Source organism: Chitinophaga sp., from assembly GCF_017745275.1.
Classification (GTDB): domain Bacteria; phylum Bacteroidota; class Bacteroidia; order Chitinophagales; family Chitinophagaceae; genus Chitinophaga.
The window spans coordinates 499,259-512,740 of the sequence record NZ_JAGHZS010000004.1 but is presented as its reverse complement, the minus strand read 5'-3'; the positions used below and the strand labels follow the sequence as shown (position 1 = coordinate 512,740).

Annotated in this window: 10 protein-coding genes; 4 read left to right on the top strand and 6 right to left on the bottom strand. The window is 48.3% G+C overall.

Annotated elements, in window-relative coordinates; translation table 11 throughout:
- The first annotated feature begins 107 nt into the window (after positions 1-107).
- Entirely contained in the window at positions 108-1,400 is a 1,293-nt protein-coding gene (locus J7623_RS14840) for a hemolysin family protein (protein WP_291921389.1), read from the top strand.
- A gap of 12 nt (positions 1,401-1,412) precedes the next feature.
- Positions 1,413-2,276: a pirin family protein gene (locus J7623_RS14835; RefSeq protein ID WP_291921386.1), complete on the top strand. Its 864-nt coding sequence runs from the start codon at positions 1,413-1,415 to the stop codon at positions 2,274-2,276.
- A gap of 116 nt (positions 2,277-2,392) precedes the next feature.
- Here J7623_RS14835 and J7623_RS14830 read toward each other — a convergent pair whose 3' ends face one another.
- Positions 2,393-2,629 carry a hypothetical protein gene (locus J7623_RS14830; protein ID WP_291921383.1) on the bottom strand — a complete coding sequence of 79 codons (237 nt, stop codon included), beginning with the start codon at positions 2,627-2,629 and terminating at the stop codon, positions 2,393-2,395.
- Positions 2,630-2,883: 254 nt separating this feature from the next.
- Here J7623_RS14830 and J7623_RS14825 point away from each other — a divergent pair, with 254 nt between their 5' ends.
- Together J7623_RS14825 and J7623_RS14820 are read left to right on the top strand one after the other, a co-directional pair.
- Positions 2,884-3,063, top strand: a complete 180-nt coding sequence (locus J7623_RS14825; protein ID WP_291921380.1) for a hypothetical protein — start codon at positions 2,884-2,886, stop codon at positions 3,061-3,063.
- A 40-nt stretch (positions 3,064-3,103) separates the two neighbouring features.
- Positions 3,104-3,733 (top strand): hypothetical protein, encoded by a 630-nt coding sequence (locus tag J7623_RS14820; protein WP_291921377.1) that lies wholly within the window; start codon positions 3,104-3,106, stop codon positions 3,731-3,733.
- 82 nt (positions 3,734-3,815) lie between these two features.
- Here the strand turns inward: J7623_RS14820 and J7623_RS14815 are convergent, their stop codons facing one another.
- The 5 genes from J7623_RS14815 to J7623_RS14795 form a co-directional block, all read right to left on the bottom strand.
- Entirely contained in the window at positions 3,816-5,408 is a 1,593-nt protein-coding gene (locus J7623_RS14815) for a beta-N-acetylhexosaminidase (RefSeq protein WP_291921374.1), read from the bottom strand.
- A 74-nt stretch (positions 5,409-5,482) separates the two neighbouring features.
- A complete protein-coding gene (locus J7623_RS14810) occupies positions 5,483-8,407 on the bottom strand; it encodes a DUF4132 domain-containing protein (RefSeq protein WP_291921372.1) in 2,925 nt (974 codons plus the stop codon).
- Between the two features lie 18 nt (positions 8,408-8,425).
- Positions 8,426-9,565, bottom strand: a complete 1,140-nt coding sequence (locus tag J7623_RS14805) for a VWA domain-containing protein (protein ID WP_291921370.1) — start codon at positions 9,563-9,565, stop codon at positions 8,426-8,428.
- The gene (locus tag J7623_RS14800; protein ID WP_291921368.1) at positions 9,555-11,849 is read right to left on the bottom strand and encodes a DUF5682 family protein; all 2,295 of its coding nucleotides are present in this window, start codon (positions 11,847-11,849) and stop codon (positions 9,555-9,557) included. The genes J7623_RS14805 and J7623_RS14800 overlap by 11 nt, the downstream gene beginning before the upstream one ends.
- Positions 11,850-12,358: 509 nt before the next feature.
- Complete coding sequence (locus tag J7623_RS14795) at positions 12,359-13,438, bottom strand: AAA family ATPase (RefSeq protein WP_291921364.1); 1,080 nt, start codon at positions 13,436-13,438, stop codon at positions 12,359-12,361.
- Positions 13,439-13,482: the final 44 nt, after the last annotated feature.

Genomic DNA, 13,482 nt, shown 5'->3' with positions numbered 1-13,482 from the left:
GATTTTCCTTTGCAGCTTACCTGCTTCGCGCCTTTGTGTGAAAAATACTACAACGTATAAAAATTGATTTACCTATATTTGGGGTTGCGAACCAATCTACGAACTACATGCTTTGGCAACTTTTCTGGACAATTATTTTAGTGCTATTAAACGGATTCTTTGTTGCGGCAGAATTTGCCATTGTTAAAGTACGTACCTCTCAAATTAACAGCAAGGGCGGTATGGCTAGTAAAAGAGCCACAGCAGCCGCCAAAAGCGTATTAGGTAACCTGGATGGCTACCTCGCCGCTACGCAATTGGGGATCACCCTGGCCTCCCTGGGCCTGGGTTGGGTAGGAGAGTCGGTAATGACTGCCATTGTGCTGAAAGGGATGGATCAACTGGGCATTCACAACATTTCCCATGGCGTAGTAGAAGGTGTTTCTGTAGCCATTGCCTTCACCATCATCACCATTTTGCATATCGTTTTCGGAGAACTGGCGCCTAAATCAATGGCCATCCGCAAACCATTGCCTACCACACTGGCAGTAGCTATACCACTGCGCGTGCTCTTCGTTATTTTCCGGCCATTTATCTGGATGCTCAACGGCCTGGCCAATAGTATCCTGCGCCTCATCGGTATCACGCCTGCCGGAGAGTCAGAAATTCACTCCGAAGAAGAACTGAAACTGATTATCTCGGAAAGCCAGGAAGGAGGCGCCATTGAAGAAACTGAACGGGAGCTGATCCAGAACGTTTTTGAATTTGACGATAGCCGCGTAAAAGAAATCCTGACACACCGCAAAGATATTTCTGCCCTCGATATCAATCTGCCCCTGGAACAGCTCATTGACCAGGTGATCAAAGACGGCTATTCCCGCTACCCTGTATTCAGCGGCTCCCTCGATGAACTGAAAGGCGTAGTATATACAAAAGATGTGGTAAAAGGTGTACACGAGAAAACACTGCGGGACATTAAAGACATCATGAAGCCAGTATTCTATGTACCTGACAGCATGAAAATCAAAGACCTGCTCCGTACTTTCCAGGGTCAACGCCTGCAAATGGCCGTGGTGACCAACGAATTTGGCGACACCGAAGGTATTGTTACCATGGAAGATATCCTGGAAGAACTGGTGGGTGATATACAGGATGAACATGATCACGAAGCACCGATCGTAGAACAGAAGGACGATAACTTCATTGTGGATGCACATGAATACCTGGCCGATATTAATGAATTACTACCATACCCACTCCCGGAAAGTGAACATTATGAAACGCTTTCTGGTTTAATCAATTATACCCACGGAACTATTCCCCGCGAAGGAGAAGTGATCATCATCGAAAATTACGAAGTGCTCATCCTGAAAATGTTCCGTAGCTCTGTAGAGAAAGCGAGACTCAAACTGATCCGATAAAATAAATTTTTTATGGAGAAGAAAATACTCCACGTCCTGGAAGGACGTGAAAAACATATTACCGATACCGAAGTAGTGCGGCAATCCTTACCCACTATGCAGTTCCGGTTTGCCAGCCCGTTCATTGTGGTGCATCATATGCCGGAAAAGTATTTTGCGCCGGGATCGCCGGAAGACCGCCTGCATCCGCACCCTCACCGCGGTTTTGCACCTGTTACTTTTATGTTGCAGGGACAAGGCTATCACCGCGATAATGCCGGCAATGCCATGACCGTTACCGCCGGCGATGTGCAATGGATGTTTGCCGGAAAAGGTATCCTGCACAGTGAAGGTCCTTCCGCCGGATTCCTGGAGAAAGGAGGCAACTATGAACTGCTGCAGTTGTGGTTCAATGTACCCGCTGCCCATAAAGGAGAAGCGCCCTGGTATCAATATGTAAAAGGCACTGAAATGCCGCCGGTAGCAGTAAAGGAAGGCGTACACCTGACCCTCATTGGTGGTGAGTATGAAGGCAAAAAAGGACCGTTGAAGAATTTCACTCCTATAACCGCCATTTGGGGAAATATCGAAGCAGGGAAGGAGGTAACACTAACGGCTACACGTGGATATTGGACCTTGTTATATGTAGTGGATGGTGGCTTGACAATAAACGGCACTGATGTTAGTGGATATCACCTTGTTGTTTTTGATAAAGAAGATGAAAACGCAGATATTCATATCAAGGCATCAGACAACACCCGCATCCTCTATCTTTGCGCCGAGCCTATCAATGAGCCGGTAGCCGCCAAAGATAATTTTGTAATGAATACCGCAGAAGAAGTAGAGCAGGCCATTACAGACTATAAAAATGGTTTGTTTGGTACGCTGGAAAAATAGCTGAAAGCAAAAAGCAGAAAGCAAAAGCTATTGTAGTGAATGAACTAAGCGTATATTATATTCGCAGTAATCATTCACTACAATAGCTTTTTGCTTTCAGCTTTTTGCTTTCAGCTCTACAACGTGTCTCTTCGGTGCTTCTTCCACGTTGTATCCATTTTGTTCTTTCCCTTTTGATGATGTCTCATGGTAGTATCCAGCGGTTTATGCGGAAAGGTATCCTGCTGGAAAATTTCAATGTTAGCGCGATCATTTACTGGAGCAGCCTGCACAGCCCGATCCGGATTTCCCCTGAAGAAAACAAACAGGGCCAGAATTACCACGAAACCAATAGTAGCCGGAAGGTTTTTCATACAATAAAGGTTTATGTTCAGTGATGATATAAGCAGATATCATGCTTTTTTAACCTGATAAGGCTGGATTTGTCATAATTGCCTGAAACATATTTCAGTGGCATTTTTGCCGGTCCGAAACTCCATATCGGAATTGTGGATATTGCCCGACAATCAGTGGAACGGGAGACACAAAACCGGGTTCACCGCCCCTACCAGGTAAGGCACTGCTTTTGTGGCGAAGTAAATATTATTCACCCAAAAAATGTTTTCTTATGAAAGGTACAAGAAGTGAAAATACCCGGCAGAGTAAACAACAACGTTTTTCTAACTTACCCCGTCCCGAAATCAGGGATAACCTCGACAGCAGGAAGAATGAAGAGCAGGATTTCAAAGGAAAAGATACAACACATAACAACAAAGACACCAAAGCGCATAAGCACAAAAGGTATTGAGGCATGATTTTCTCCGGTATCTTTAGAAAAAATAACAGCTATGTGGTACGATAAACTTAGTTTGGCCGGTTGCCTCGTAGTAGTGGCACTTTTCGCCTGCAACAGCCCTATGCAGAATAAGGAGGAGCAGGCGGCACATGATTCAGCCAATAAGCACCCGGTTACTCCTAATACGCTGGAAAGTAAATCAGAAAAACGGGATACCAGCTTCGGTGATTACCGTATTGCCGTAATCACTAAAGGCAATGGCTATATGCGCGATCTGTTCCTGGCCATTGGTTCAAAAAAAGATACCACTGTAGCTGACAGTATCGTTGAAAAAGATGTAAAAGGAGAACTGAGAAATGTGCTGATTGCCGATTTGAATGGAAACGGCCGCCCGGAAGTTTATTGCACTATGTTGTCTGAAGGAACCGGGCGTTATGGCAAACTGTATGGCTTTGAGCTGCAGCATCCTGTTATCCGTATTGATGTTTCAGCGGTGGACACGATGGAGCAGGCGGCTTATCGCGGGCAGGATAGTTTTTATATTAAAGGAAAAAATCTCGTCCGCACGTATCCAGCTTATCGGGAAGGTGCTTCAGATGCGCTGACAGCCAATACACAGGGAATTATCCTGTATGGTCTGAAACAGGAACATGATACGCTAAAGTTATTACCGGTGAAATAAGCGGCGCTATCCTGCTAAATAGCGGAAGCGACGGGCAAAAGCAGTGATTGCTTTCGTCCGTCGCTTCCCGTTTTATAAAAACTTATTTATTATAACCGATGCCTTCTTTATCCCAGCGGGCATAGAAAAACTGCAATGCCTCCTGGAACTGTTGGAAGTTTTTGTTTGCCGACAGGGTCCAGCCATCTTCTGCATAGGCCGCCAGTCTTGGAAATACCTGGTGATTCATCGCTTTGTTGTCCGGGATCCATTCTCCCCACATCTGGCAACCGCTACCCAGTATTTTTGAGTAATATTTTGGATCCAGTCCGGCCGGAATAGGATCGAAGCTGTAGGCTTTTTCCAGGGAGATATCGTTATAACTGTAATCCAGGTAGGTGGCAGCATGATAGGAGTTGACCACATCATATCCTTTGGATACCGCATCGGTGATCAGGTTGAGCTCTCCCTTCCAGAATTGAACAATGGTGCCGGGCGCCAGTTTTTCCTTGGCCGCTACATCTTTGCTATCTGTAAATTCATGCAATTTGCTCCCCATGATTTCGTTCCAGCCGGTCATGCGGCGGCCTTTCTTAGACAGGTAAACTGAAATGTTGTTAGTGAAGAAGATCTGTAAATCGGCCGGAGAAGCCAGTTTATGTTCGGCCATGTAAGCCTGTACACCGGCATCTTCTTTCCATTGATTGTATTTTACTTCATCTCCGCCAATATGAATCACTTTAGAGGGGAACAAAGTGATTACTTCATCCAATACATCCTGTAAAAAGGTAATTACTTTAGGATTACTAACATTAAAAACATCATAATGTACACCAAAGGTGCCCGGTACTTTAATAGGTTCGCTCTTTGTACCTAGCCACGGATAGGCGGCAATAGCGGCGCTGGAATGCCCCGGCATTTCTATTTCCGGTACAATGGTAATGTGCCTGTCAGCTGCATATTTAATAATGTCTTTGATTTGTTCCTGGGTATAAAAGCCCTGGTGTACTTTTCCATCAAAATTTTTGCTGCCCCAGGTGCCTATCTGTGTGGAATCTCTTCTGCCTCCCACGGTGGTGAGCAGCGGGTATTTTTTGATTTCTATACGCCAACCCTGGTCGTCCGTAAGGTGCCAGTGAAATACATTCATTTTCAGTAATGCCATTTCATCCAGCAGGTGTTTCACGGTTTCGCCGCCTTTAAAGTAGCGGCCTTCATCCAGCATAAAGGCTCTCCAGCCAAAGCGGGGTTTATCTTTCACAGATACGGCATCTACCGTATAGGTATTTCCGTTAGCAACAATTAATTGACGCAGCGATTGGATACCATAAAAGATCCCCGTATTGGTAGCGGCCGTAATGGTAATACCAGCAGGTAGTACCAGCAGTTGGTAACCTTCGGTACCAAGGTCCTGCTTTAATTTTTCGTTTAAGGATAAATGGATAAAGTCCGCTTTTGCTGCGGGTTTCAGGGAGAGGGACAGACCATATGTTTCCTGCAGGGCTTGTTGCAGTTGATTCGCTTCGCCGGCGCTCTTACCAGGAATGATAGCAGTGGCGCCGGACAACGTAAATGTACCGGATAACGTTTTTACTTCCGCTGGTTGCGGAATAATATGAATAGCCTGAACGGGCAGGGTACCGGCTGATAATAGCAGCATAAAGGCCCCCGCCAGGGTGTTGCGTAGTTTTGACATGCGTCGGATTTTAATTGTTCATGTTCACTGGTGAAAGTGAAAAATACAAATAAAATTCCGTGATTTAAAACCAGTTACACCAACGCAGTCTGATCGCGGGAGACTGAGATGTCCGTAATCGCTTCCGAATAAAACACTGGCGGCACGTTCTTCAACGGCAACAGGCAGTCGATCGCTTCTTTGTCGGTGCTGCGGAACCAGCGCTGCTGCGTTTTCGTTTTATCTATGAAATACAACTTACCTAGTTTATACCGGAAGCTGTCTTCATTATACACACAGCTCATTTCCACAATTACTTCCAGTTGATGCTCGTCGTCAATTTTATGATAGGCATATACAAATTTGCCATCACTGCCTTCGCTCAACTGCCAGCCTTTCTTCTCCATATATTGATTCAGGATATTGCTTTCCAGGGAAATATCCTCGAAGTCGTGTACCAGTGTGCTATAAGCCTGCTGTGGCGAAAGCGCGGCTACCGGTCTTTCCAATTGAGGAAAGACCGGTGTAATATTCAGCGCAGTAAATTTTTGTTTCCACTGTTGTAAGGTAGCCGCGTCCAGGTAAATCGGGTGAAGTATCCGTACCGCAGCATTTTCCGGCAAGGTGATAGCAGTATCTGCCAGCGTGAGCAGGCGGCCATCTTCGCCACGGTAGAAGGTCGTGATCAGTTGATCTTCTTCATCAAAAAGTCCCCAGGCCAACCGGCTGGCATATACAGACATCACCGGATGTTGTCCGAAGAATTGCTGCCATTGCGTCGTGCGCCATTTCCGTTGAGTTACCAGGAAATGTTCCATGCGGGAAGTCTGCGACTTCACCGTTTCGGCCACTGCTTTTGTCAATGCTTTGAATGATTCTCTTATTTCCTGGGGTGTGGCGGCTGGTATAGCTTTCAGCTGGCGATTGTTATGGTTGAGATAAGCCGGTTTGAAATTAAGGTCCAGGTACGCCCGGTAGATATCTTTCTTCACTTCAAAGGATTTATACAATCCATCGAAGCCAAAATCAGGAACGATGTGGTCGCCTAAATCATGCAGACTCATACCTCTTGCAGCAGCGGTTTGTTGCAGGGCTGCCAGTGCCGCGGCGCCTACATTTGGTTTGCGGCTGCGGTATCTGCGCGACAGGTATTCTACCATGCGTAATGCCTGGTTACTACCATGGAGGGCCAGTGCGGCCACGCCATGTTCTGCCATTTTGAGTCGTTTCGTATCAATCCAGAATTGCAGCGATACACGCAGGTTAGCTGCCAGGGCGTCATCACCTACCAATGCGGCCAGCGTCATCAGGTATTTGTATTTGGCATCACCGCCCCGGTCGATGTAGAACCGGAACAGGTGGTTAGCGAAATCGCCGCTGCGGGTGCGGTCTACCAAACGCAGGAATGGTTTGGCTTCCATATCTGCTACGATTTCGGTAGTACGGCTCATCCGGTAAAAGAGGAAGCGCACCATCTCCAGGGAGGCCACTTCGCCGCTCAACAGGTAGAGAGGTGGCATGTTACTGTCGTCCAGCCATTTTTCTACCGGCCTGGACAGCTTACCCCGCTTCTTCGCATGGGCTACCAGTTGTGTCACTACGGCAAGATCATCTTCACCGGTAATGGTGTGGTCGTTCAGTGTTTCCAGCATCAGGTCACGTGCATCGTCGTTTACTTCTTTCTGCAGTATCTGTTGCAATAAGATGATGGCTTGCGGATGGTTAAGCCGGACAAGGATTTGAACACCTGTGAGACGTTGATCTGCTTTGGTACTTTGCAGGAGTTCTGATGCCCGCTCCATGGCCAGCGGATGCTGCGCCAGTACAACGGCAACGAGTGAACGAACAGATTTTAATTTATGGTATACAAACGGCCATAGCTGTTCTATATACAAGGCCACTGGTAACTGTGTAAGTGCTGGTAATACTACCCGCGCATCATAGTCGTTTTCCAGGGCACTCAACAGGAGTGGAGCGGCGGCTTCATCGAGTTCATCTACCAGCAACTGGAAAGTATCCGGGTGCAGGTAACGTTTTTCTGCAAGATAGTTATCCAGGTAGGGTAGTAGCCTGGCCCGGTCTTTTTGCAATAACGTGCGGATAGCGAGTATGCCGGATGGTGTTACGTCTGGTATCCACAAACCTGTTACCAGTGAGCCGGTTAAGGCGCGGTCTTCAATGCCGGTGGTGGGCATGTCGAGGTAGTCGTAGGCCACGCTGATGAGTCTTTGCTCAAATCTTTCCGGCAGATGATGCGCCAGCAGTTGATAGCTATGCAATGCAGCAGCAAGATCCGGTCGCAACCAGGCTTCTTCGGCAGCTCTTTCTACAAGGGGCTCATATTTGGCCAGGTTATTTTGCAGTAATGCTTTTGATAATTCATGCTGGTCGGGGAGATTGCCCGCGCGCAGCAGCATGCTTTCGAGGTATTCCATTTCCCGTTCCGGGTGGCCTTTGGCCAGCAGGCGATAGAAGAGGGAATTCCAATTTTTGGGTTTCCAGGTAGTGAGATAGTCGTCTATAACATATCGTTCGGCGCTTTTGATCAGGTCCTGCAGAAATTTACGCAGGGGTGTAAACTTCAGTGGCGCGAGGTCGAAGTTATTACCATCGCCGGAATAGCTGATCAGTTGAGAGCCTATTTCCTGTGGTGTACAGCCTCTTTGTTGCAGGAAGCTGGTAAAATAGCTGAATCGCAGTACAATGGATGAAGAAGTTCCCGGCAGGTCCATCATGGGGACGATGCGGGATAAGAAAAGTGATTGGCTCACTTTCCAGGTGTCTGGCGGGGAAATGAGCTGCAATACCAGGCGGTCATTGTCGTTCCAATGTTCCGGTACCTGCAGTAACTGGATAAATACGCCGAGGGTGCGTGCCTCCTCCGGGTTGTTAAACAGGGGAGGTTGTAAAGTTTGCCCAGTAAGGAATGCTACCCCGGTTCTAATAGGTTCATTGTTTTCATAGATAGTCAAGTTCAGTTTTTCAAGCAGCGGTAGTATGTCTTCCTTGTTGTACGGCATAAGGTATAAATAGATTCATTATTTTTTCAGCACAATATCTTCTTTTGCGGCCCATTGGGCAACATCTTGTTTACTTAATGCCATGGCCATCATATCCGGGAATTTATCCGGAGAGCAGGCAAATACCGGTATGCCCAGGTTCGCGAGGAACTGTGCATTGTCGTGATCGTAGCTGGGAGCGCCATCATCGTTTAGTGCCAGTAATACGATTACCTGCACCCCTGCTGCCGCCAGGTCGGTAAAGCGTTTGCGCATGTTTTTTTCGTCGCCGCCTTCAAAGAGATCGGTGACCAGTACCAATACGGTGTCGGTGGGCCGGCTGATAATTTGGCCGCAATATTTTAATGCAGCGTTGATATCAGTGCCACCGCCCAGCTGAACGCCAAACAGTAATTCTACCGGGTCTTGTAATTCTTCCGTAAGATCGGCAACGGCGGTATCAAAAACAACCATTTGTGTTTTCAGGGCAGGAATAGATGCCATGACCGCTCCGAAGATACCAGAATAAACGACAGAGGTGCCCATCGAACCACTCTGGTCCAGGCATAGCACTACTTCTTTGAGTGCCGACCGTTTACGACCATATCCAATCAGTGTTTCAGGGATAATGGTTTGATAGGCGGGCTGGTAGTGTTGCAGATTTTTCCGGATGGTCAGGTGCCAGTTGATTTCGTGATGACGAGGGCGCCTGTTGCGTGCGCTGCGGTTTAAGCTGCCACTAATAGCCTGTTGTGTGGGCTGCGACAACTTCTTCAGCAGTTCGTCTACCACTTTCCGGACTACCTGCCGGGCAGTGTCTTTGGTCTTTTCCGGGATAACGCGGCTCAACGTCATCAGGGTAGCTACCAGGTGTACATCTGCTTCTACATTTTCCAGCATCTCTTTTTCGAAGAGCATCTGGGTAAGATTGAGGCGTTTCAGCGCATCCTGTTGCATGACCTGTACTACAGAGGAGGGGAAGTAGTTACGGATGTCGCCCAGCCACCGGCTCACATTGGGCGACGAGGGACCTAAGCCGCCCTGTCGGGTGCTGTCATATAAGGCTTCCAGTGTTTTGTCTACCTGCAGGTCCGTTTTATTTAACGAAAAGCCGGTACCATCATTCTGGGATCCTCCCAGCACCAGCCGCCACCTGCGAATCTGTTCTTCATGCTCCATCTGCTAACAATTTTGAATCATCCAATCCGAGTAACTGCATCACTACCGGAATGCCTCTGGCGGCACGCTCTTCGTCGAGCCCCCCGCTGGTAGTGGTTTTTATGCTATTACTGCTGCCTCCATTCTTTACTTTGTCACCCAGTTTTTTCCTTTCCGGGGCGGTAAAGTTAGAAAAGGTGCGGCGTAATAACGGCAATACCTGTATGAAAATATCATTTTCCAGCTGAGAAACCCAATGGTGCACCATTCCCCATAGGCTATCATCCAGTAGCAGCAAGGTTCCGCTGCCCCGTAGAAATCCTTCCAGCCAGGCGGCAGCCAGCGCAGGTGGGTTGGCTACGGACATGGATACACTGAACGCCTTGCTGAGTGTATCTCCTTCCAGGATTTTGGCGTCGAACAGCAGCCGCGTAGCGTAGCCGGCAATCATGGGGGCCGACTGCTCATTTCTGGAAATAGCCTGCAGTGTTTCCTGCCAGGCGCTGGTCAGTGGTGCTTGTTGCAGTAAGCTAATCGCGTCATTCATGGCATAGAAGAGGTCCAGCAGGGCGAGTGCGGCATCTTCCGCTACTGCTGTGCAGGCAGCAGGCAGGCTAATACAGATGCGGCCAATCATGCTTTCGGTGATGCCATTCACCAGCGCGGCATCTGTTTTCCGGACGTTGCCATAGCGGCTGATATTTACCAGCGAAGGAATGACCTCCATCAATTGCAACACATCACCGGAGGCCGCCGCCAGGTTATTGATCCGGTGAATCAACACTTCCACTACCGCCGGCAGTTCTGCCGGAATCGCGGATGCCAGCATTTTGCATACCTGTTGGAGGGTGGCGGTGCTTTCCGCGCTATTGGTGATATAGCGGGTAGCTGCTTCAGCTACCGTATTGCCCCAACTGCCTTTTTCGATGATGTCAATAGAAAACGCCGGATCCCATTGCAGGCGCCATTGTTCTTTGAAAGTACCTTTCCCGGAGATGTCGCTGCGTTTACCCCAGTGGATGTCCAGCAGTTGCAGCCGGTGGAGGAAAATGCTTCTTTCCAGGTCGGTGTCCTTACGTAAGTCCAGGATGTAGTCCTTGAAGTCCGCGGTCTGCGGTAACCGCAGCTTCTTTTGCCATTTGGCAATATCCGCCTGCAGGGGTGGAGTAGGCACTTCCAGGGGGACTTTCCCGATGCGGTTGCGTACAATGAGTTCGTCCCGGATCAGTTGCATAAGGATACTTTCTCCGTTACATAACACGGCCAGGGTAGCCTCATTCAGCTCTTCCAAACCGGGCCTGGCGAAATGCCGCAATGATGCCAGGGCATTTGCGAGCCGCACTGCTTCCATTACGTGCGCCACGGACGTATCCTGTTGCTGCTCCCTGAATAGTTTGGCTACTCCCGCCATCCATCGGGTACCGTCATCTGTGGGATGTTCCCAGATATGTTCGTACCATCCGGGGGAAGGAATACCGGCGCCATAACCGCTCTCATAACTTAAACGGCTATACGTCCACGGGATCCAGGTGCATTCCACTTTTGCTTTGGGAAGTCCCTTCAACAGGTCGTTATCGTCTTTTTGTTTTGGCATGTTTTGCAGCGCGGGCCCATGCCAGGCGCCACAGATCACGGCAATGCGCTGAAACATTTCTTTTTCCGCCTGCCGGATACATTTGCGCATCCACGCCTCGCGGAGTTGTTCCTTCCGGTCTTCTTTCCGGGGAAGTTCTTCGCGCAGGGCTGTCATGGCATCATTAACCGCCTCAAAAACGGCTGTTTGTGCCATGCGGTATTCAAACATATGCTCCCACCATCGTTCACCGTCCTCATAACCAGCCGCGGCAGCCAGGTGGGATATCGGATCCCGCGCGGGAAGTAATGCAGGGGCTTCTCCCATGTTCTGGTTATTGTGTAGCCGTTTCACCGCATTAGCAGTATGATTATCTGCGGTTTCCGTTACCGCCTTAGCTACGTCTTCATTTTCCATTCCGAATACATGTGCCAGGGGAAGGTCCATGAAACGGGCATGTATACGGTGCTGTTTGGCGTATAACATGGCCTGCCATTCCGGGGAGAAGTCTGCAAACGGATAGAAGCAGGCTTTCTGCGGATGATCAGGTTGATAGGCAAGAATCGCTACCGGTGGTTGCAAGTCTTCATGACCTGCCCATTGCAGCAATGCATCTGCTTCCGGAGGGCCCTCTATCAGCACAATATCCGGCTGCAGCTCCTCAAGGAAAGCTTTTACATTCCTGGCAGAACCAGGCCCGTGATGCCGGATACCTAAAATATGTACGGACATATGTGGTGCTTAATCGTAAAAAAATCAGATGGTCAGCGTTGATCATCTCCCGAAAAATATCCTCACCAAGGGTGGTTTAATATTTTTATGACAGGTCAATGAAAGGCTGTTTATCTTCTCAAAAAAATATCAGCATCAATAGCTACTTAATATTTAATTGCAGGTAGATGGTTGATGCTTTATCTATTTAATAAACAATGATTAATGGCCAATTGCTGATAATTTTATTATAAGAAGATGGCCAGTTATTTGTGCTTAAAAACAACTATCGTCCTGCGCAGTTGGTTACTTTTTAAGCAACTGGTGGTCAATTTTATCTTTCTAAAATATAATTATTGCAAATGACTGATTATCATATTGTTTATAATGTTTGTTTAGTGATTAGCAGTAAACAAAAGCGGCCTTATCCAATGTCAGGAGAACTTTTTAAGCGCCTGCCTTTTTATGAGTTCCGGCTAGCTTTTCGTTCTGCCTTCTTCAGCGTTATTGCATTGCCCCGGCGGTTTCCATTAGTTTAGATCCCTGCAGGCGCGGTACACATCTTTCCAGTCTTCCCGTGTTTTTACCACTGTTTCCAGGTATTCCTGCCATACCAGTTTATCCTGCACCGGGTCTTTCACTACCGCTCCAATGATACCAGCAGCGAGGTCAGCAGCATTCAGGGTTCCATCTCCAAAATAAGCAGCCAGTGCTAACCCATTGTTAACCACAGAGATAGCTTCTGCGGTGCTTAAGGTGCTTCCGGGTGACTTCAGCTTGGTTTTGCCGTCTAATGTTACCCCATTTCGCAGCTCGCGGAAGATGGTAACGATGCGACGGATTTCGTCCAATGCCGGTTTTTCTGCAGGCAATTCCATCACTTTCTCGAAGCTCTCCACCCTTCTTCTTACGATATCAATTTCCTCCTCCATAGAATCCGGTACCGGCAATATAACGGTATTGAACCTTCGTTTTAAGGCACTGGATAATTCATTCACACCTTTGTCGCGGTTGTTGGCGGTGGCAATCACGTTAAATCCTTTGGCTGCCTGCACTTCTGTATTCAGCTCCGGAATTGGCAGTGTTTTTTCAGACAGGATGGTGATCAGGGTATCCTGTACATCAGCGCCAATACGGGTGAGTTCTTCTATTCTTGCAATTTTACCGTCTTTCATAGCACGCATCACCGGTGTTTCCACCAGTGCCGCGGGAGTAGGTCCTTCCGCCAGCAGGCGGGCATAGTTCCAGCCATAACGGATACTTTCCTCGCTGGTGCCGGCAGTACCCTGTACAATCAGGGTGGAATCGCCACTGACAGCGGCGGCCAGGTGCTCACTTACCCAGCTCTTGGCAGTGCCGGGCAAACCATATAACAGCAGGGCGCGATCAGTGGCCAGGGTAGCTACCGCTATCTCCATCAGGCGCTTGCTGCCAATGTATTTAGGAGTCACTTCAAATCCGTTTTTCAATTTCCCGCCTATCAGGTAGGTAACCACCGACTGGGGCGTCAACAACCAGTTGTGCGGGCGTTTCCCGGAGTCGTGCTTTTTCAATTCTTCCAGCTCTTGTGCAAAAAGCTGTTCGGCATGATAACGTAAAATGTCTGACATGAGAGGGGATTTATGAGCTTTTAGCCTTTAGCGGTTAGCTTTTA